Below are 22,054 nucleotides of genomic sequence, written 5' to 3' on the forward strand. Positions count from 1 at the left end.
AGACAGACTCTCCAAAGTAGCGAAATTGCTAACGTTGCATCAGTGTAAAGTTTCTTCAAGCTACCAGAAAGTCTGATAAATACTATCGTTATGCATATTTTGCATAACGTTATCTGTTAGGTTATTAAAGCGCCGGAACGGGGGCTGGCGAGGAATGTTACTGGACAAAAGGCGTAAAAATACTCCCTTTATGTGTAAGGGAAAGGGAGTGCGTTAAAATCAGAAGTCGTAGGTCGCGGAGAGCTTGAATTCACGCGGGTCGCCCTGCGTCAGATAACCGCCTGTTGCGGAAGCCCAGTATTTCTCGTTGGTGACGTTTTCGAGATTGGCACGCCAGGTCAGCGTGTCTTGGCCGACCGGCATCACGTAGCGCAGGCCGATATCCAGACGCGTCCAGCCGTCAACTTCCAGGCTATTTTCTTCATCAGCATATTGCGAACCAGAGCGGATCACTTTGCCGAGCGCCGTCACGCCGCTGCCGCCGGGAATATCCCACTCGCCGCCCAGTACCCACTGATAACGCGGAATGCCCACAGCGTCTTTGCCATTGTAAGCGCCGTCCTGCGTTTGGGTCATTTCCGGGTTCATCCAGGTCACGCTGCCGTTCAGACGCACGCCCAGAACCGGTTCGCCAAACACATTCAGCTCAACGCCACGGTTACGGACTTCGCCGTACGTGCCGTATTCGTAGGTATCGCCCGTCGCGCTGTACATCCCGACCGGTTTCTTGATCTGATAAAGAGACAATGTGCCCGCGATACGGCCAAAGTCGGTTTTCACGCCGACTTCATCCTGTTTGGAGGTTTCTATGCCGGAAGCCTGACCGCCGTTGGTGACGACTTTGCCGTTGTACGTGGTGCCTGACACTTCACCAGCCTGCAATGCTTCGATGTGATTCGCGTAGAAGGAAACGTGTTCCCACGGTTTCACGACAAGGCCAAAGGCTGGCGTGACTTTCATCTGCTCGAAAGAGTCGGTTTCGGTGCCGGTGTAGCTGTAATCCTTCACGATAACGTTCTGGCGGCGCAGACCGGCAATCAGTTGCAGGCGGTCGTCGAGCATAGATAAAGTATCGGAAACCGACACGCCAACATTCTGGACACGGTTACGCAGCGCGGGGTCGCCCATACTGCCGCCCGTATACAGGGTGGCCGGAGAGCTGGCATCGACCGGATCATAAATATTGGTTTTGATGGACGACGCAGACATGGTGTACGCGGTTTTGTATTTGCGGTACACGCTCGACATCCCCAGATTGACGCTATGGCTGATGAAACCGGTGTCAAATTTGCCGCGAACGCCTGCCTGCGTGGCAACGCTGTCAGACACGTAAGGGACGGAGAGACGCCCCATGGTGGCATTGCCGTTGTCATCTATCAGCGTCGGTGAACTGTAGTTGCCGTATTCACGGTCATGGTTCATGCCGGCAGCGCCGTAAACGGTCCAGTCTTCAGTCACGTCGTATTCCGCTTTCAGCATACCGAATTCATTTTCCAGATTACTGGAAGCGAAATCCTGCCCGTAGTTTTTGGTCGCAGAAGGCGCATCCGGCACTTGGGTCGCATTACCCAGATACACCACCGGACGGCCGCCGTGTATGGTCTGTTTAGTCACGCCGAAATCAAAGGAAGAGCGGAAACGATCGCCGCGATAATCGAGGCCGACAGACCCCATCGTCAGGCGGCGATGTTCATCATCAATAGCCGTTTCACCTTCACGGTTCACGGCGTTGATGCGCACGCCCCACTGGTTGTTATCACCAAAGCGGCGGCCGACATCCACCGCACCGCCCACCTGAGAAGATGAGGTGTAATCGACGGTCACACGGTTGATTGGCGTGTCCGTGGCGCGTTTCGGTTCGATGTTCACGTTACCGCCCACGCCCGTTCCGCCCGGCGGTACGCCGTTAAGAAAGGCGCTGGAGCCTTTGAGTAATTCGACGCGCTCGGCAAGTTCCATCGGCACCAGCTGGCGCGGTAACACGCCGTACAGGCCGCCGTAGGAAATGTCTTCACCGTCTAACGCAAACCCGCGGATGTTAAAGGTTTCCGCGTAGTTTCCGTAGCCGTAACCGGTCTGTACGCTGGCGTCGTTATTGAGTACATCACCCAGCGTGCGGCTTTGCTGATCCTGAATCAGTTTGTTGGTGAAACTGATGACATTGAAAGGCACATTCATGGCGTCCTGCTGACCCAGAACGCCCAGACGCCCGCCGTTAGCGACGTCCCCGTCAAGATATGCCGGAACCGGTGTCTCACCGCCTGATTTGAATTCGGAAGGTGCGGCAGTTACCGTAATGGTATCGCCGGTTTTAGACGCCGCGGTATTGTCGGTGCCGGTGGCAGGCGCTGTGGAAGATGCAGTTGTTGATGGAGTAGTGGCCGCGTGGGCGGGCAGCGTAATCGCCGCCAGTGCGGCAGAGATCACCACTGGCAGCAATTTACGGGTGAAAACAGGCGAGTGAAAAATTTCACGTTGAGCGCGCATTGATGATTCCCTGAAAAGTTCAAACGATAATGAGAATAATTATTAAAACCATCCGAATTATGCGCAGGCGTTTTGCAATTGCAACCGACTTTTCGTTAAAAAATCATAGTAAACAGGATGTTAATGGGGTTTTTAATATCGAAGGTAAACCATAACGGCAGGAAACTAAGGCTAATCGATTGAATTCAGGAAGATAAAAAGGACGGCGGAAGCAGGAAACGCCGCGCAGGAAGCCCGCGCAGCGGAAAAACGTATTTTCAGGAAAATCAGCTCAGGCCGGGAACATCAAAGCCGGGTGAAACAGACAGCAACATTCTCACCTGTTTAACCAGTTCGCTCATGCAGTCGTCGCGCATACCGTAAGTATTCAGCTCTTTTTCCAGCGCAAAAAGATATTGCGCGTTGGTGCCCAGCGGGCCACTGGCCTGCGCAATCAGCGGCGCGATAACCTGATAATCGGTGTCGGCTTCATACTGCGGATGCGACGGATCCATGATAAACACCAGCGCGGTGACTTTGCGGCCGTCGTCGAGATCAAGCTCACACCACGTCGGGCGGTAACAGCCGGTCACCATTTCGCGTTTCCACAGCAGCTCAAGTTCTTCATGCAGTTTTTCTTCCGGCAAACGGAATGCCAGACCGGTGGTCCTGCCACCGTCACGCAGCGCCAGCATACGCCCCGGCTGGGCATGAGTGCCGCGCCCGGATGTCAGACGTAAACAGAATGCACGGTGATAGCCATGCAAAGTGGCAGGGTGCGCCTCTTCGGAGTCAAAAACCGGGTTCCACATCAGGGAACCGTAGCCGAAAATCCACACAGGGCTGTTGTCAGGGCGACGCGCCAGAGTACAACCCAGGGAGGCGGCGCGCTGTTCAGGGGTCAGTAGCATCGATTCGTCGATACTGCCGAATGCTGTCTTACAATCTGCATTACGCAGGAAATCTCGAGTTAACATTCATTCCCCCTTCTGTACCACTTACTTTTGAACATGCCATGCTGTTAACGCTGTGTTCTCCGCTGTCGTGGGTGCGAGTTATTCGTATTATCGGACGATCCCAGTGATAACCTGAGGCCGCCGGCCAGATTCTTAGGAAGTTTCGTATATCCCTTCTTATTGAAACCTTATTCGTTTCTGTCGTTGCAATCAAGGTTGCGGGGGATCACAAAACGAAAATAAAGTGATTATTTTGTGAACATTGTAAGAATGTTGACTTTTAGAGGGGTATTTATCGTGATCGGCCGTTTTTATGCGTCTCATGTCGTACACGTTCGTGATTCATCAGATTGATTGTGCGCGCATCTTGCGGGCAATAATCCGCCTGACTGCTACTCTCTGGAGACATTGCCGGCACAAACTGTATTTATGCCCTCTCCGGCAGTAAAAACACCTAAATTCACGTCGTAATGTTGTGGGTATGACGATCGTTTACATAAACTGACTAATTTCTGCCATTAAATACATAAGACAAAATAACTCACTGTTATTAATGCATTTAATTTTTTAACAATCAAAGTTAAGTAAAGCATAAAGCACAGTTAATACAAATTATCTATCGATAAATACCCATTAAGTGAAACTTTTGTGACTAACATCAATTATTTTCTGTTAAGAGATTAATTTATCTCCTATACTTAACAAGTTACATCTTAATGCTGCTATGCATTTTACTGACAACTGACAGACAGGCGGTTGTTACTTCGTGAGTGTTTATAAGGAAAATAATCATCATGGTGTCTTCACAGGAACATCCTAAAACCAAAACCCGTCATCAGGAATACTCCCTGATTTTCCCTATTGCCGCCCTGATTGTTCTCATCTTCTGGGGCAACAGCAGTAATTTCGCCTCCGTTATTGGCATCAATTTAATCGCGCTGGTCGGTATTCTTGCCAGCGCATTCAGCGTCGTGCGTCACGCCGACGTACTGGCACACCGCCTGGGCGAACCTTACGGTTCTCTGATCCTCAGCCTTTCAGTGGTCATCCTCGAAGTCAGTTTGATTTCGGCCCTGATGGCAACCGGTGACGCCGCGCCCGCGCTGATGCGTGACACATTATTCTCAATCATTATGATCGTCACCGCCGGTCTGGTGGGCGTCGCCCTGTTACTGGGTGGCCGTAAATTTGCGACACAATACGTCAATCTTGGCGGTATCAAACAGTATCTGATGGCGATTTTCCCGCTGGCGGTGATCGTACTGGTTCTGCCTGCGGCCTTACCGGGTGGCAACTTCAGTACGCCACAGGCATTGTTTGTCGCGGTGATTTCAGCCGCCATGTATGGCGTATTCCTGCTGATTCAGACCAAAACGCACCAGAGCCTGTTTATCTATGAACACGAAGATGAAGGCGAAGAAGACGGCCACGGTAAGCCTTCTTCGAAAAGTAATCTGACGCACACGTTGTGGCTGCTGGTCCATCTGGTACTGGTGATTGCCGTCACCAAATTCAACGCTAATCCGCTGGAAAGCCTGCTGACCGAACTGAACGCGCCTGCGCAGTTCACCGGTTTCCTGGTTGCGCTGCTGATTTTGTCCCCTGAAGGGTTGGGCGCGTTAAAAGCGGTACTGAAAAATCAGGTACAGCGCGCAATGAATCTGTTCTTCGGTTCAGTGCTGGCGACCATTTCCCTGACCGTTCCGGCGGTGACAGTGATCGCCACCCTGACCGGTCAGGACTTAATTTTCGGGCTGGATCCGGCAAACATCGTGGTCATGCTGGCGGTGCTGATTTTGTGCCAGATTTCCTTCTCGACGGGGCGTACCAATGTGCTTAACGGCACGGCGCATCTGGCGCTATTCTGTGCGTACATGATGATTATTATGCTTTAACATCTGCTCCCTCCCCTTCGCAGGCGGAGGAGCATAATAAGAAAGGCCGCTCACAGGAGCGGCCTTTATCATTTAGCGATATTGACGTTATTTACGAATAGGCATTCAGCGTTCTCTGACACAATTCAGAGCGGACGCAGTCCTGTTTACCAAACTTAATGATGCCGACCATCTCGTCTTCCTGGAAGCGCGACAGTGCATCGCTGAGCCCCGATACAACTCCACGTGGTAAATCACACTGGGTAATATCACCGTTAACTATAACCGTCACGTTTTCACCGAGACGCGTCAGGAACATTTTCATCTGACTGGCCGTGACATTCTGGGCTTCGTCCAGAATAACCACCGCATTTTCGAAAGTACGCCCGCGCATATAAGCGAATGGCGCAATTTCTACCTTCCCTATTTCCGGTCGCAAACAATATTGCAGGAATGAAGACCCCAGACGACGTAATAAAATGTCGTAGACCGGACGGAAATAAGGTGCAAATTTCTCTGAAATATCGCCGGGCAGGAAACCGAGATCTTCATCGGCTTGCAATACCGGACGGGTAACAATAATCCTGTCGATTTCTTTGTGAATTAATGCCTCTGCCGCTTTCGCAGCGCTGATAAATGTTTTGCCGCAGCCAGCTTCACCGGTAGCAAAAATTAACTGCTTATTCTCTATGGCTGATAAGTAATGACCCTGAGCTTCGGTACGGGCTTCGATAGCGGAAGTGTCGCGGGTGTCGCGAGCCATGCCGATCGATTCCAAACCGCCCATCTGTACTAATGACGTCACAGATTCTTCCTCGCGCTGGCGGTGACTGCGTGAATCGCTACGAATGACGCGTTTTGCTTCACGGCGAGCTTTGATCACTGCTTTCTGTCTTCCCATAGTGGCACCTTACAGTTTGATTCACTTAACGCTAAGGCATAATGCCCGCACGGTTATGTTTCACTAACAAATGAGGTTTTGGTCTCCTTTTAGACCAAGTACAGCCATTGAATATCGTGAAGAGGAAAATAGACCAAAGCGATTAAGAGACAATCTTTTGGCTGCTTTCTGTTCACAAGGAGGCATTGTCATATCAGTTGAAAATAAACCTGTCGATAATGACAAACCGCTGACCCGCACAGTGAAATTGCCAGAATAAAAGCCATTGCGTTTCGCAGTTTTTTTAAAAGGGATGAAAGAGTCAGTTAAAGAACAGGGTTGTTGTAGCGTGGATGATAACTTCAGTAAAAATCGGTAAGAATAAGCTGAAAAAATTTGGGTTAATAGTGGAGAGTCGGAGGCCTTGCCCTCGTTTGCTTTTACGCGACAACAACGAGTCAGTGGGTGAAGCATGTTATTTTCAATCAACAGCCCAAACATGGACTTTACCATTCGCGCTCCCCGCAGTGTTATTAACGGCATTTGCCGGACACCTCGTGAAAACTTATACCGTACAGCTTAAAAACTACCGCCAGTTAATTTCAGTATAATGACAGCTGAAACATTTGCGTTACCAAAATGTAAAAAAATTTGTGACTGCCGTCAATAGGATCATGAGGATCTTTTTCAGATCCTCCCTCTGTTTATTTTTTATCCGTGATTTTGTTGCATAAAGTAAAACAGGCGACAGACCCGCTGACGGCAAAAAGGATCGGAATTAAAAAGTCGTGATCCACCCGCGTGAACTCCATGATCAGCACAATCGCGGTCAGGGGCATTTTCATTGATGACGCCAGAAATGCCGCCGCGCCAATAATGGCAAATGCGCCCAGCGACGTCCCCGGCCAGTAAATATTCCACAGCGCGCCCAGAATACAGGCCAGCAATGCCCCGTTGGATAATCCCGGTGTCAGTAATCCGCCCGGCGCGTAATGTGCTCCAGGTAATGACCAGTTTGCCCATCAGCACGGTGGCGGCCAGCGCCACGGTAATCTGATTATCAAAACTCAGCTGCGCCGGGCCTTTACCGTTGCCCAGTAATTGCGGCAGCCAGCCCGCCAGAATGCCGATAAACGCAAAATTGAGCAGATTATAAATAATCAGACGCGCATTTCGCGGAGCCTGCGCTTTCGCCCGGTTGGTCATACGCGTAAATCCGTAAGCCGCGACGCCAAACACCGGCCCCATGAGCGCTGACCAGACCAGCAACGCGGGCGTGGTGTTAAGCTGCATCAGATGATATTGCGATTCGTTCCCCAGCCCTGCCCACGCCACCAGCGCGGCAATGGAAGATGTCGCGATCGCAGGCAGCAACAGCGGCCAGCGGAATGCGCCGAGTAACACTTCCAGCACAAACACCGCGCCGCCGAGCGGGACGTTATACACCGCCGCCAGCCCCGCGCCTGCGCCGCAGGCAATCATGATCTGCGTTTCGCGCACCGTCAGGTTAAAACGCAGCGACAGCCAGTTTGCGCTGACCGCACCGATTTCACGCGGCGCGACCTCACGCCCGAGCGGTGAACCGAGCGCCACCGTAATGATTTGCAGCAAGGCGTGGATCGTCGTGCTGACAAACGGCATACGCGGGTTATCCGATTTCACCGCGGCGGCGATGCTCACCAGCGGTTTTCCCCAGCGGTACAGCGCCCACCAGCCTGTACCGGCAATCGCGCCGCAGATAATCAGCACAATCAGCCGCCGGCTCCGTGTGGCCTCGCTGACGCCCTGCAAAAAGCTTTCGCTGCTGATGATAAAATCCGGGCTGTAGCCGAAGGCCAGATGCTGGATGTAGTGCAGGATCAGCGCCAGTATCATGCCGCCAAGACCGGCTAACACGCCGGTACACAATGTCGCTGCCGTCAGCCGCCATAACGGGCTGGAAATTTCGGGATTATTCAACGCTGCTACTCCGCAGTTTGTTCAGATATTGGGATTCTCTAAACAGCTTACAAAACATCAGTTAAACCGCACGTCAGCTCAGCAAATTATTTTTCTTTTCGTTGAGGAAATAACTGTTAATGCCGTCCGCCAGCGCCCTGGCCATTTTCTCCTGAAAGACCGGTTCGCCGAGCAATTTTTCTTCCTGCTTGTTGGTGATAAATGACGTTTCCACCAGCACCGACGGAATGCGCGGGGATTTCAGCACGGCAAAACCGGCCTGCTCGGGATGCGGGCTGTGCATGTGGTGCACTTTGATAATATTCGACGCCAGATGACGGCCAAAATCCATGCTGCGGTGAATGGTTTCATGCTGATCGAGATCGAAAAGTGTTTCCTTCAGGTACTCATCGTCGGTTTTAAAATCATTGTCATACAGCACATCCACGCTGTTTTCGCTCTGCGAAAGATAGCGCGACATCGCGTTACCTGCGCCGTGCTCTGACAGCGCAAAAACCGATGCGCCGGACACCTGATCGTTGGTAAATCCGTCCGCGTGTATGGAAATGAACAGGTCAGCTTCGTGCTCATGCGCCAGGCTGACGCGGTGATAAAGCGGAATAAACACGTCATCCTGCCGGGTCAGTACCGCATGAATGCCGTGCTGCTGATCCAGCAACGTTTGCAGCCGTTTAGCAATGTGCAGCACCACATGTTTCTCATACGTGCCTTCATTGCCAATCGCGCCGGGGTCTTTCCCGCCGTGGCCGGGATCAATCATCACCAGCAGCGGCTTTTCCGCCCGTGGCGCTTTGGTTGCGACCACGGGCAAAGCCTGCACCGCCGTTTGCGCAGCACTGCTGTCTTGGGTAACCGACACCTTCAGCACGCCGTTTTCGGTCGTGCGCGTAATCACCGGTTTGCCTTTCACCGTGAAGACAATGCGCGCCACATCCGGGCTGAAATGGGCGATGCGCCCTTCGGCTATCCACGGGAATTTCTGGCGAATCACCGTCAGCGCATGTTCCAGTTCAGGCGGAAATGACGCCACCGGCATGTCGATCACCACCCGTTCCGGCGCACTGAGCATAAATACGCGACTGCGCTTATCGGCGGCGGGCAAGGATACGGTAATCTGACGCGCATCTGACGTCATTGAAACGCGGACGGGCTTATTGGCGGCAAACAGACGCGGTGCGGTCAGCGACAGGCCGATGCCGAAAATCAGCAGTTTTCTGCGGGAATGGTTGATGGTCATAACAGTCTCAGGGCAGGCATCGTGATAACGCGGCTAACGGTTTATCATCATGACATTACTGACGTTTTCAGGGATGAGCAGGTGTATTAACAGGGCGTGAATTCGGTAACGAACGGTAAAAAAGGTGACAGGGTAATGATCCTCCTCCGTGCGTAACGGAGGAGGACATCAGATCAGGCTTCGATCAGGGTTTGCCCCAGATAGTGATTTTCGTCTTTGATGCCCGGCAGTGTGAAGAAGAAACCGCCGCCGACCGGACGGATATACTCTTCCAGCGGCTCGCCGTTGAGGCGTTTTTGTACCGCCAGAAAACCTTTTTCCAGGTCATGCTGATAACACACAAACAGCAGCCCCATTTCCAGTTGCCCGGAATTGGTGACACCCAGCGAATAGCTGTAGCCACGGCGCAGTATCAGGTTATCGTCGGTTTCTTTGGTGCGCGGATTCGCCAGACGAATGTGCGCATCCAGCGGGATCACCTTCCCTTCCGGGTCTTTGCTGTAATCCGGCACATCGTGCTCTTTTTCCATGCCCAGCGGCGCACCGGTCGCTTTGTGGCGGCCGAAAATCGTCTGCTGCTCCTGAAGCGGCGTGCGGTCCCAGAACTCGACGTGGAACGGGATCAGACGCGCGGCCTGATAACTGCCGCCGGTCGTCCAGGCCGGTTCGCCCTGATCGGCAGTCACCCAAATGGCTTTGTCCATCAGCGGTTTATCTTTGGCATCCGGATTGGCCGTGCCGTCCTTGAAGCCCAGCAGGTTAACCGGCGTTTCTTTGCCCTGACTGCGCGCCGCGTGGGAAGAAATAAACCCGTCGCGACGCCAGCGCACGCTGAGTAAATCCGGCGTGTACTTGATGATGTCACGCAGCGCATGAACCACGGTGTCGCTGTTATTGGCGCAAATTTGCAACAGCAAATCGCCGTGACAGAGTTTGGCATCCAGGGAATCATTCGGGAAACGCGCCATGCGCTGCAATTTAAGTGGTTTGTGAGCGGCTAATCCAAAGCGTTCATCAAACAGCGAATCGCCCACCGAAAGCGTCAGGGTCAGGTTATCCGGGTAGATTTCCGCCCCCATCACGCCCGAGTCCATTGGCGGGAATTTCGGATCTACCGAAGGCGCGGTGCCGCCGGTGGTGAGAAACGTAAAGCGGGTATCGAGCAGACGGAAAAGACGCTCGAGATCGGCTTTGGTGGTCGCGAGAACATCAAACGCCACCAGCATCATCGATGCCTGCTGTGGCGTTAAAATCCCCGCCTGATGCTCGCCGTAATAAGGCTGCTTGCCCCAGCGTTCATCGGGAGAAACCGTGCCTGGTGTGTATTCTTTTTTGGCACCCGGTTCTTTTTCTGCCTGCGCTACGGCCGCGCCGCCAAGGGCAAATGCCCCGCCTAACAATCCCACGCCTTTCAGTAAACGGCGGCGTGAAGAAGAAGTCGCGTCCTGTTGCACGGACTTATTATCGTTTTTATTGCTCATTGCTATGCCTTAAAGGTAAACACTCCTGCGAAAAGGTGGGGTCTTGCTCCTCCCCCTGCTAAGGGGAGGTTGGGAGGGGTATTGCAGGCGACTACAGTGTATCCATTAATACCCCACCCCAGCCCTCCCCTTCGCAGGGGAGGGAGCAAAGATTAATCCAGACCTAAAACGCCACGCAGCTTGGCCAGATCTTCTGCCAGCGTGGTGATCGGCCCTTTCATCGCATTACGGTCGGCGTCGGAGAGTTTTTCGTAGTTCTCGTAACCGTCTTTGGTTTTGTATTTATCCAGCAGGGTATCAACGGTTTTAAAGTTTGCGTCGATTTTATTCAGCAGCGGTTTGTCGGCTTTTTCCAGCAGCGGACGCAGCAGGTTCACGATTTTCTGCGCGCCATCAAGGTTTGCACGGAAATCCCACAGGTCGGTACGGCTGTAACGGTCTTCTTCACCGCTGATTTTGCTCGACGCCACTTCTTCGATAAGGCCTGCCGCGCCGCCCACCACTTTGCCTGGCGGGAAAGTCAGCTCGGAAATACGTTTTTGCAGATCGACGGTGTCGGCATACAACTTGTCAGCAAACGGTTCGGTGCCTTTGGTGGTTTTGTCTGCGAACAGGATTTTCTCCAGACGGTGGAAACCGGTGAAGTTAGGGTCTTCAGCTTTCTTCTCGAAGTCATCTTCACGGGCATCGATGCTGCCATCGAGGTCAGAGAACAGCTCGGCAATCGGTTCGATACGTTCGTAGTAAACGCGGGTAGACGCGTACAGCGCCTGCGCTTTCGCCAGATCGCCCTTCTTAATCGCATCCGTGAACGCTTTGGTATGGGAAACCAGTTCGGCAACCTGTTGCGTCACATACACTTTGTATTCCGCAATCGGGCCAACCAGCGCCATCGCGTCAGGTTTCGCGGACGTCGCCACCCCTTCCGCCGTCACGGTCAGTTTGCCTTTCGGATTGCTCAGCAAGCCGCAGGTCATGTCGTATTCGCCCGGCTCCAGATTGGCGGTCATTTTCTGCGTGAAGCCTGGCGCCACGTTTTCACGTTCTTCCACCACCATCACGCCTTTCAGAATTTCCCATTCCAGGTTTTTCTGGCTGTTGTTGTGGATAACAAACTGGGTTTTACCGGCGGGCACGGTCAGCGCCATCGGTTCACATTGTTTGTCATTTACAGCAATTTTGACCTGACGGACATCAGCCGCCAGCACGTTAGCGCTCAGCGCAAAAGCGGGCAGTGACAGCAGCGCGACCTGTAAAGCTTTACGGCGAAACAGCGGGGATGAATATGACATGTACCACTCCGTGACAAACTGTGTGAATAGAGGATGTATGAACAATAATATTGTTAAAAATCAGCGTTGTGTTTTTTGTCCGGCAGAAGCCGGAGCCGTGACCGCTGATTTTCCCTGAGGCATAAAGAACAGGAACAGTGCGGGGATCAGGTAGAGGAAATACACCGCGACTTCACTGACAGTCGGCGCTTCCTGATAACCGAACATCCCTTCGAGCAAGGTACCGATCAGGGAATGCGTGGACAAAATGCCGCTCATATCGAACGCGATATCCTGCATTCCGTTCCACAATCCGGCTTCGTGGAAAGCACGGATCGCCCCGGCTGCCAGACCCGCCGCAACGAACAGAATAAACAAACTCGTCCACTTGAAGAATTTCGCCAGATGCAGCTTCACGCCGCCGTAGTAAATCAGGAAACCGAGCACGATGGCCGCGCCCAGACCAAGCAGTGCGCCAATGGGGGCTTCAATGCCGACATCCTGCTGGAACGCCGCCAGCAGGAAAAAGACCGATTCCAGCCCTTCACGCGCCACGGCGAAAAACACCATCGCCACCAGCGCCCAGCCCTGCCCGCGCCCGGAACTGAGCGCGTTATCAATCGCGCCTTCCAGATGCACTTTGATGGAACGCGACACCTTGCGCATCCAGAACACCATGTAGGTCAGAATGCACACCGCCACGACGGCCACAATGCCTTCAAACAGCTCCTGCTCCTTTTGCGGAAACTCGCCGGTGGTGGCGTTGATAAACAGCCCCAGCGCCAGACACAGTGCCGCCGCAATAAATACGCCAATCCAGACCACACCGAGCCACTGCCCGCGCTGCGTCCGTTTGAGGTAACTGGCGATCAGGCTGACAATCAGCGCGGCTTCCAGCCCTTCGCGAAACATAATAAGAAACGGAACGAACATAGCGGAAACTCCCGAACCCTGAATTCTGAAAACTGACAGATACGTAAGGACTCTGTAAAGAAAGGTAAAAAGAAACGATATTGATTATCATTCTTGGGAAAAGAAATACAAGAGGTGACAGGCTCTTTTTTGAAACCTGTCGGGGAAATACGCACAAAAATACAGAAAACCGGGATCAGGGCGATCCCGGCAATCCACGGGTTAACAAAATTTTCGCCAGCTCAATGAACACGCGCTCACCGTTTTGCGTCTCATTGCCCGCCAATGCCGGGGCGAGATAATGGCTGTAACCCGTGAAGGATGCAGCATGACTCTCCCTATTTATTCTTTTTCAGCGTACTTAATCTGGTTTTTATTCAAATTAACTGTCGGTCGGGATACGGGTTGAGTGATCGCCGCATTTCAATTTTTTTAACATTTCAGATACGAAAAATTTACTGCACATCACACCTATGTTGAGCGCGGGTTGCACGTTACCTTTCCGCCAGTTGCACCTTTAACATTGAGGTTATTCGGGCAGTTAGCGTTGAAACCCGACTTTTCCCGCGTTGATTCCCTGTTAAAAATGCCAAATAAATCACATCAGGCATACTTCGTGCATTAACAGGGTTGCACAAGGTTGCAACATAGAAGATATTGCTTGGCATAAAGATAATGAATTCACCTGAACCTTTTCATATGGAGTGGTTGCGCATGGGTATGACGACGATGGGCGTGAAGCTGGACGAGGGCACACGCGACAGGCTTAAAATTGCGGCACAGCAGATTGACCGCACGCCGCACTGGCTGATCAAACAGGCGATTTTTTCCTATCTGGAACGTCTGGAAAATGGCGATTCTCTGCCGGAAATCCCGGCGATGAACAGCGCGGTGACAGGCGACGCGGAAGATCCTGCCAGTCAGCCGGTGCAGGAAACGCATCAGCCGTTCCTTGATTTCGCCGAGCAGATTTTGCCGCAGTCGGTCAGCCGTTCGGCCATCACCGCCGCCTATCGCCGCCCGGAGCCGGAAGCGGTTTCCATGCTGCTTGAACAGGCCCGTCTGCCCGCCCCGCTTAACAACGCCGCGCTGAAACTGGCCGCCGACATCGCCACCAAATTGCGGAACCAGAAAAGTGCAAACGGCCGCGCCGGTATGGTGCAAAGCCTGTTGCAGGAATTCTCCCTGTCCTCGCAGGAAGGCGTGGCGCTGATGTGCCTGGCCGAAGCGTTATTGCGTATTCCCGATAAACCCACGCGCGATGCGCTAATCCGCGACAAAATCAGCAACGGTAACTGGCATTCCCATCTGGGACGCAGCCCGTCGCTGTTCGTCAACGCCGCAACCTGGGGTTTACTGTTTACCGGCAAACTGGTGGCGACACACAATGAAGCCAGCCTGTCGAAATCCCTGAACCGGATTATCGGCAAAAGCGGCGAACCGCTGATCCGCAAAGGCGTGGATATGGCGATGCGCCTGATGGGCGAACAGTTCGTGACCGGCGAAACCATCGCGGAAGCGCTGGCTAACGCACGCAAACATGAAGAAAAAGGTTTCCGTTACTCCTACGACATGCTGGGTGAAGCAGCACTGACCGAAAAAGACGCGCAGGCGTATTTGCAGTCTTATCAGCAGGCGATTAACGCGATTGGTAAAGCCTCAAACGGTCGTGGCATTTATGAAGGGCCGGGGATTTCCATCAAACTTTCCGCCCTGCATCCGCGCTACAGCCGTGCGCAGTACGAACGCGTGATGGACGAACTTTATCCGCGCCTGCTGTCGCTGACGTTGCTGGCGCGCAGCTATGACATCGGCATCAACATTGACGCCGAAGAAGCTGACCGTCTGGAAATCTCCCTCGATTTGCTGGAAAAACTTTGCTTTGAGCCGGAACTGGCGGGCTGGAACGGCATCGGCTTCGTGATTCAGGCATACCAGAAACGCTGCCCGATGGTCATCGATTATCTGACTAATCTGGCGCAGCGCAGCCGCCGCCGCCTGATGATCCGTCTGGTGAAAGGCGCGTACTGGGACAGCGAGATTAAACGCGCCCAGATGGACGGTCTGGAAGATTATCCGGTTTATACCCGCAAGGTTTACACCGACGTTTCCTATCTGGCCTGCGCCCGCAAACTGCTGGCGGTGCCCAACCTGATTTATCCGCAGTTCGCGACACACAACGCGCACACCGTGGCGGCGATTTATCAGCTGGCCGGTAACAACTACTATCCCGGTCAGTACGAATTCCAGTGCCTGCACGGCATGGGCGAACCGCTGTACGAGCAGGTTGTTGGCAAAATCAGCGAGGGCAAACTGAACCGCCCTTGCCGCATTTATGCCCCGGTTGGCACACACGAAACGCTGCTGGCGTATCTGGTGCGTCGTCTGCTGGAGAACGGCGCGAACACCTCCTTCGTTAACCGTATCGCTGACGCCACTTTGCCGATTTATGAGCTGGTGGCCGATCCGGTTCACGCCGTCGAAGCGCTGGCGGCCAGCGAAGGTCAGGTCGGATTACCGCATCCGCGCATCGCCCTGCCGCGCAATTTGTACGGCAACAAACGCGTGAACTCTGCCGGACTGGATATGTCCAGTGAACACCGTCTGGCCTCCCTTTCCAGCGCCCTGCTGCAAAGCGCCAGCCATCCGGTGAAAGCCCAGCCGATGATTGATGCACAAACCGATGAAGGCGAATTTCTGCCGGTCATCAACCCGGCTGAAAACGGCGATGTCGTCGGTTACGTGCGTGAAGCAACCGAAGCCGAAATCAGCCGCGCGCTGGATGCGTCTGCTGCTGCCGGTGCTATCTGGTTTGCGACGCCTCCCGAAGAGCGCGCCGCAATCTTGCAACGCGCCGCAGAACTGATGGAAGCGCAGTTGCAAAGTCTGCTCGGCGTGCTGGTGCGTGAAGCCGGAAAGACCTTTAATAACGCCATCGCCGAAGTGCGTGAAGCGGTGGATTTCCTGCACTACTACGCTGGGCAGATCCGTGAAGATTTTGCCAACGACACGCACCGTCCGCTCGGGCCGGTCGTCTGTATCAGCCCGTGGAACTTCCCGCTGGCGATTTTCACCGGCCAGATCGCCGCTGCGCTCGCCGCAGGCAACAGCGTGCTGGCAAAACCGGCTGAACAGACGCCACTGATTGCCGCGCTGGCCGTGGGTATTTTGCATGAAGCCGGTGTTCCGGCGGGCGTGCTGCAACTGTTGCCGGGCCAGGGTGAAACCGTGGGCTCGCAGCTGGTGAACGACGAACGTGTTCGCGGCGTGCTGTTTACCGGCTCCACCGACGTGGCAGGTATTCTGCAACGCAACATCGCCGGTCGTCTGGATCCGCAGGGGCGTCCGACGCCGCTTATCGCCGAAACCGGTGGCCTGAACGCGATGATTGTTGATTCGTCCGCGCTCACCGAACAGGTGGTGACGGATGTCGTGGCATCAGCTTTCGACAGCGCCGGTCAGCGCTGTTCTGCCCTGCGCGTGCTGTGTATTCAGGACGACGTCGCCGACCACACGCTGCAAATGCTGCGCGGTGCAATGGCCGAATGCCGCATGGGCAACCCTGAGCGGTTGTGTACCGATATCGGGCCGGTGATCGACGCCGAAGCCAAAGCCGGTATCGAGAAACACATCGACGCCATGCGCGCCAAAGGCCGAACGGTTTATCAGGCCACGCAGGAATTTGCCGCCGACCAGCAGGAATGGACGCGCGGAACATTTGTTAAGCCGACGCTGATCGAGCTGGAAAGTTTCGATGAGATGAAGAAAGAAATCTTCGGCCCGGTACTGCACGTGGTGCGTTATGCCCGTCAGGATCTGGATAAACTGATCGGTCAGATTAATGCCGCCGGTTACGGCCTGACGCTGGGTATTCATACCCGCATCGACGAAACCATTCACCGCGTGACGCAGCAGGCGCACGTCGGCAACCTGTACGTAAACCGCAACATGGTCGGCGCTGTCGTGGGCGTACAGCCGTTTGGCGGTGAAGGATTATCCGGAACCGGCCCGAAAGCCGGTGGCCCGCTGTACCTGTACCGTCTGCTGAGCAGCCGACCGCAGGACGCCGTGCAGCAAACGTTATTGCGTCAGGATCGCGAACTGCCGCTGGACACCTCGGTACGCGAAGCGTTACTGGCACCGCACCGCGCATTGCAACACTGGGCGACGGAGCAGAAACACCGCGAAGAGCTGATTGCCGTTTGCGAGCGTTTCACGCAAACCAGTCAGGGCGGCACATTACGCACCCTGCCGGGGCCAACCGGTGAGCGTAACACTTACGCATTGTTGCCGCGTGAGCGTGTTCTGGCGCTGGCCGATAATCAGGACGATGCGCTGACCCAGCTCGCCGCCGTCACCGCGACCGGTTGCCGTATTCTCTGGCCGGAAGCGCCGTTACAGCGTGAATTGTTCAGCCAGTTGCCGAAAGCCGTGCAGGATCGTGTCGATTTCGCCAAAGACTGGCAGAACGATGCACCGGTATTTGACGCGGTGATTTACCACGGCGACGCCGATCAGTTGCGCGAACTTTGTCAGTTGATCGCCAAACGTCCGGGCGCGATTGTCTCGGTGCAGGGGTTTGCGCGCGGCGAAGACAATATTCTGCTGGAACGTTTGCTGCATGAGCGCTCACTGAGTGTGAATACGGCAGCGGCGGGCGGGAATGCGAGTCTGATGACAATCGGGTGATAGATTGCAGAAGCCGCTGCAATGGGGCGGCTTTTGACTTGCAGTGATTGCTTAGCTCAGGTCAAAACCTTGGGTTGCCACCCAAACCGGCCTCAAGGAGCGCCTGTCGCCGCGCCCCTTGAGAATCCCGGGCTCTTTAACTGCGCGCTACCGCTCGCTGACTATGTTTCAGCGGCTCCGGCTATTGCCGCGAAAACTTGCCGCTTCGCGGTACCTTAATTTCGGTCTTCGAGCCTTTCGGTCTCGAAACACTCATTCAGCAAGCTTTCTGAAAGCGGCTGGAGGCTTTCTAAATATGCAGACGTTTACGAGCGGCTGGTTTGCTCCTCCCCCTGCGAAGGGGGAGGCTGGGAGGGGGTTTTGCAGGCAACAGAGTCGCTAAAACCAACAACCCATCCCGTCCTTCCCCTTGCCAATGGGAAGGAGCAAATCAAAATCAACCAGCATGAATCTTGCGAATTACATAGCCAGTGGCCGATTTCAAAACGAAGTCGAATGAACGGTGAGAAACAGCGAGAGTCATTTTTCGAGCAGGTTCGAACCTGAAATGAGAGTACCGCGCAGCGGCGGGATTTTGCGGCAATAGCCGGAGTTGCTGGAACATACTTTGCGAGCGGTAGCGCGTGTTGAAAAAAGACGCGGAGATTCCAAAGAGGGCTCGTCATAGCCCTCTTTGGTCGGTTTCGGCGCAAGCCGCTGAGCGATCACTGCAATTGAGAAACCGAAATATTCTCGGTCATAGTCCCAGCCCCTCACTGCAATTGAAAAACCGAAATTTTCACGGTCTTTCGAAAGCGCCTCACTGCAAGTGAAAACCCCAAACCGTTATGGGCCAACGCCCACGGAGTTGATCTAGTGCGCCAGAAACTTCTCCAGAAACTGTTTTGTCCTCGCCTGCTGCGGGTTCGAAAACAGCTCCTTGGCCGGTCCCTGCTCCACAATTTTCCCCTGATCCATAAAGATCGCTCTGTCCGCGACATCGCGCGCAAAACTCATCTCGTGGGTCACGATAACCATAGTGCGGTGCTCGAGCGCCAGCGCGCGGATGGTGTTGAGCACTTCGCCTACCAGTTCCGGGTCGAGGGCCGAGGTCGGTTCATCGAACAGGATTACTTCCGGGCTCATCGCCAGCGCGCGGGCAATCGCCACTCGCTGCTGCTGGCCACCGGAAAGACGACGCGGGTAGGCGTTTTCCTTGCCGCTTAATCCGACTTTTTCCAGTAACTGACGCGCCGTGGCAATGGCTTTTGCCTTCGGCTCGCCTTTCACGATGACCGGGCCTTCAATGATGTTTTCCAGCACGGACCGGTGCGGGAACAGGTTGAAGTTCTGGAAGACAAAACCCACCTGCTGTCGCAGTTCGCGGACTTTGTTTTTTTGTTTGCTGATCGGCTTGTTGCCGTCAATTTCGATATTGCCGACTTTAATCGTGCCGCCGTCCGGCTCTTCCAGCAGATTAATGCTGCGAAGAAGCGTCGTTTTACCGGAACCGCTCGGCCCGATAATCGCCACCACTTCACCGGCATTCACCTGTAAATCGATACCGTGCAATACCGTTTGTCCGTGGAATTTCTTCGTCAGTTGCTTAACGTCAATAGTACTCATGAAGGCTCCTGATCCTGGCGGTTAACACGGTCTTCCAGACGGTTTTGCAGGAAGGATAAAACGGTCGCCAGCACCCAGTAAATAATCGATGCGGCCAGATACATGGTGAATACTTCCAGCGTGCGCGAGGTGACCAGCTGTGCCTGACGGAACAGTTCCGGCACCTGAATCGTCGCCGCCAGCGAGGTGTCTTTGACTAATCCGATAAAGCTGTTGCCCAGCGGTGGCAACGCCGTGCGTGCCGCCTGCGGTAAAATCACGCGGCGCATCGTCTGCCAGGGGTTCATGCCGATACTTGCCGCCGCTTCCCACTGCCCTTTTTCGATCGACGAAATCGCCGCACGCAGGGTTTCAGAAGTATAAGCCGCGGTATTGAGTGAGAGGCCAATCATAGCCGCCGGAATAGGATCCAGCTCGATACCAAACTGTGGCAAACCGTAGTAAATCATAAACAGCTGCGCAATCAGCGGCGTACCGCGAAACACGGACACGTAAAAACGTGACAGCCACGACAGCGGCCAGAAATGCGAAAGGCGCATCAGCGCCAGCATAAAGCCCAATATTAACCCGAACACCATACCGCCCAGACTCAGCTGGAGGGTGAACAGGGTACCTTTCAATAAAAATGGTGCTGAATCCAGCACCAGTTGAATACTTTCTTGCATCCGATAAAGACCTTTTGGATGTTTGCTCTGAAAACACCGGGAGCGACTTCAGCCCCCGGCATAACGAGCATTATTTGGTGACGTCAGCCCCGAACCACTTCTCGGAAATCTTCGCGAGTGAACCGTCTTTCTGCATTTCGGCAATCGCAGTGTTGATGGCGGCCAGCAGTTCAGGGTTATCCTTGCGAATTGCAACGCCGGATTCCTGACGGGAGAACGGCGCACCGGCAACCGCTAAGGTATCTTTGGTTTTCTTCACCAGATCCAATGCTGCCAGACGGTCAACCAGAATCGCGTTGATACGGCCTACGCGCAGATCCTGATATTTCGTCGGGTCATCATCATAAGTACGGACATCCACGCCAGGCACATTGGCACGCAACCACTGTTCGTAGTTGGTACCCAGACCCACGCCGACTTTTTTGCCTTTCAGATCTTCAGGTTTAGTAATCGACCCTTCAACACCCTTCTTCACCAGCGCCTGAATACCGGAAACGGTATACGGCGTAGAGAAGTCATATTTTTTCTCACGTTCCGGGGAAATGGTCACCTGATTGATAACCACATCAATACGTTTGGATTCCAGAGAAGCCAGCATGCCGTCCCATTTGGTCGGTTGCAGTTTCGCTTTCACGCCCATGTGCTGCGCCAGCGCGTCGGCGAATTCCACTTCGAAACCGGTCAGTTTACCGTCTTCACCCTGGAAACTGAACGGAGGGTAAGTCCCTTCCAGACCGACGATCAGCGTGCCGCGGTCTTTGACTTTTTTCAGTAACCCTTCATCAGCAAAGCTGTTGCTGACCATACCGGCGGTCAGGCTCACAGCCACAGCACCCAGAAGTAAGCGACGACGCAATGTGGAAAAACCCATATACACCTCAGTTATTATCAATGTCAGAAAGTTATATATCCTGCGAATTTGCGCACAGTAACATCCGGCGCGGGAGTTATCAGGAATATAATTTCATAATCTTAGCTCAAAAACGCATAAGCGTACTGTATGGGATCACACTTGCGGATGATACGCAAACAGTGCCGGTGCACCACCGGTATGAATGAACAGGATCGGGCCTTCGTCCGGGAACAATCTGCGCTCAATACCGTCAAGCAACCCGGCCATCGCCTTGCCGGTATATACCGGATCCAGCAGCATCGCTTCCTGTTCTGCCAGCAGTTTCACCGCCGCCATTCCGGCTTCATTCGGCTCGCCGTAGCGCGGCGCAAAATAGTCATCCCACAAAATAATCTGCGGCGTTTTTTCATCTAATAGCAGGCTGGCGGAGACGTCGCGGGCAATGGCTTCCACTTTTGGACGCTGCGCATCGGCCTTGCGTGACACTGTCACGCCAATCAGTTGCGTATCCGGCATTAAATGATGCAGCGCGACCGCCAGACCGGCGTGCGTACCCGCACTGCCTGATGCCACCACGATGGCGCTGAAATCGACGAAATTCGCGGAAGACTGCTCAGCGATTTCCAGCGCGCACTGAACGTATCCCAGGGCACCCAGCGCGTTTGAACCGCCAACCGGTACAACGTACGGGCGAAAACCTTGCCCTTCCAGACGTTCAGCTAATTCTGCGAGTTGCGCCGTCGGGTCATGCAGTGCGTCGCACATCACCACTTCAGCGTTGAATAGATCCAGCAACAGGCGGTTGCCGTTGGTCAGATAATTGGCTTCTGTGGTGCCAATCGGGTTTTCCAGCAACGCGACGCATTTAAGGCCCAGTTTAGCGGCCACTGCCGCCGTCTGGCGGACGTGGTTTGACTGAATCGCCCCGGCGGTGACCAGCGTATCGGCACCCTGCGCCAGCGCAGCCGCGGCCAGATATTCCAGTTTTCTGAGCTTGTTGCCGCCCATCGCCAGCGGCGTAATGTCATCACGCTTGATATAAATGTCACGGCCCGTGAACTCAGAGAGACGGTGGAGTTTTTCTAAAGGCGTGCAGTTGCCCAGTAAATCAATACGGTCAAAGGCTTCCAGCCGGGTTTTAAGCAAAGCAATTTTAGCAGGCACAATGTTCCCCTGACGCACAGCCACAAGACCGGCGAAGTCGTG

Annotated in this window: 14 protein-coding genes and 1 pseudogene; 2 read left to right on the plus strand and 13 right to left on the minus strand. The window is 54.1% G+C overall.

Features of this window, described 5'->3' with window-relative positions; genetic code table 11:
• Positions 1-219: 219 nt before the first annotated feature.
• Together ACM5QY_RS16955 and ACM5QY_RS16960 are read right to left on the minus strand one after the other, a co-directional pair.
• On the minus strand, positions 220-2,487 hold the full coding sequence (locus ACM5QY_RS16955; protein WP_416121897.1) for a TonB-dependent receptor: 2,268 nt from the start codon (positions 2,485-2,487) through the stop codon (positions 220-222).
• A gap of 266 nt (positions 2,488-2,753) precedes the next feature.
• Positions 2,754-3,443 (minus strand): gamma-glutamylcyclotransferase, encoded by a 690-nt coding sequence (locus tag ACM5QY_RS16960; protein WP_416121898.1) that lies wholly within the window; start codon positions 3,441-3,443, stop codon positions 2,754-2,756.
• 773 nt (positions 3,444-4,216) lie between these two features.
• On the opposite strand from ACM5QY_RS16960, the gene chaA reads away from it, so the two are divergent.
• On the plus strand, positions 4,217-5,317 hold the full coding sequence (gene chaA, locus ACM5QY_RS16965) for a sodium-potassium/proton antiporter ChaA (protein ID WP_416121899.1): 1,101 nt from the start codon (positions 4,217-4,219) through the stop codon (positions 5,315-5,317).
• Between the two features lie 91 nt (positions 5,318-5,408).
• On the opposite strand, the gene phoH is transcribed toward chaA, so the two are convergent.
• The 7 genes and pseudogenes from phoH to efeU all read right to left on the minus strand — a co-directional run bounded on the left by phoH (position 5,409) and on the right by efeU (position 13,057).
• Positions 5,409-6,197, minus strand: coding sequence for a phosphate starvation-inducible protein PhoH (gene phoH, locus ACM5QY_RS16970; RefSeq protein WP_416121900.1), 789 nt, complete (start codon positions 6,195-6,197; stop codon positions 5,409-5,411).
• Between the two features lie 63 nt (positions 6,198-6,260).
• The gene (locus ACM5QY_RS16975) at positions 6,261-6,689 is read right to left on the minus strand and encodes a hypothetical protein (RefSeq protein ID WP_416121901.1); all 429 of its coding nucleotides are present in this window, start codon (positions 6,687-6,689) and stop codon (positions 6,261-6,263) included.
• A 191-nt stretch (positions 6,690-6,880) separates the two neighbouring features.
• Positions 6,881-8,135: pseudogene (locus tag ACM5QY_RS16980) on the minus strand (chloride channel protein).
• A 73-nt stretch (positions 8,136-8,208) separates the two neighbouring features.
• Complete coding sequence (locus ACM5QY_RS16985) at positions 8,209-9,372, minus strand: N-acetylmuramoyl-L-alanine amidase (protein ID WP_416121902.1); 1,164 nt, start codon at positions 9,370-9,372, stop codon at positions 8,209-8,211.
• Positions 9,373-9,545: 173 nt separating this feature from the next.
• Positions 9,546-10,853, minus strand: a complete 1,308-nt coding sequence (efeB, locus tag ACM5QY_RS16990) for an iron uptake transporter deferrochelatase/peroxidase subunit (protein ID WP_416121903.1) — start codon at positions 10,851-10,853, stop codon at positions 9,546-9,548.
• Positions 10,854-11,005: 152 nt separating this feature from the next.
• On the minus strand, positions 11,006-12,145 hold the full coding sequence (gene efeO, locus ACM5QY_RS16995; RefSeq protein ID WP_416121904.1) for an iron uptake system protein EfeO: 1,140 nt from the start codon (positions 12,143-12,145) through the stop codon (positions 11,006-11,008).
• Positions 12,146-12,205: 60 nt separating this feature from the next.
• On the minus strand, positions 12,206-13,057 hold the full coding sequence (gene efeU, locus ACM5QY_RS17000; protein WP_416121905.1) for an iron uptake transporter permease EfeU: 852 nt from the start codon (positions 13,055-13,057) through the stop codon (positions 12,206-12,208).
• Positions 13,058-13,750: 693 nt separating this feature from the next.
• Between efeU and putA the strand changes: the two genes are divergently transcribed.
• Positions 13,751-17,725, plus strand: coding sequence for a trifunctional transcriptional regulator/proline dehydrogenase/L-glutamate gamma-semialdehyde dehydrogenase (putA, locus tag ACM5QY_RS17005; protein ID WP_416121906.1), 3,975 nt, complete (start codon positions 13,751-13,753; stop codon positions 17,723-17,725).
• Between the two features lie 852 nt (positions 17,726-18,577).
• Here putA and tcyN read toward each other — a convergent pair.
• From tcyN to ACM5QY_RS17025, 4 genes are all read right to left on the minus strand, one after another.
• Complete coding sequence (gene tcyN, locus ACM5QY_RS17010) at positions 18,578-19,330, minus strand: L-cystine ABC transporter ATP-binding protein TcyN (RefSeq protein ID WP_104922202.1); 753 nt, start codon at positions 19,328-19,330, stop codon at positions 18,578-18,580.
• Positions 19,327-19,995: a cystine ABC transporter permease gene (gene tcyL / locus ACM5QY_RS17015; RefSeq protein WP_101076710.1), complete on the minus strand. Its 669-nt coding sequence runs from the start codon at positions 19,993-19,995 to the stop codon at positions 19,327-19,329. Before tcyL ends, tcyN begins: the two co-directional genes overlap by 4 nt.
• Positions 19,996-20,065: 70 nt before the next feature.
• A complete protein-coding gene (gene tcyJ / locus ACM5QY_RS17020) occupies positions 20,066-20,866 on the minus strand; it encodes a cystine ABC transporter substrate-binding protein (protein ID WP_416121907.1) in 801 nt (266 codons plus the stop codon).
• 135 nt (positions 20,867-21,001) lie between these two features.
• On the minus strand, positions 21,002-22,012 hold the full coding sequence (locus tag ACM5QY_RS17025) for a D-cysteine desulfhydrase (protein WP_416121908.1): 1,011 nt from the start codon (positions 22,010-22,012) through the stop codon (positions 21,002-21,004).
• Between the last annotated feature and the right edge of the window lie 42 nt (positions 22,013-22,054).

Origin of the sequence: Rahnella sp. PCH160 (assembly GCF_047784855.1) — a bacterium.
In the GTDB taxonomy this organism is placed as follows: domain Bacteria; phylum Pseudomonadota; class Gammaproteobacteria; order Enterobacterales; family Enterobacteriaceae; genus Rahnella.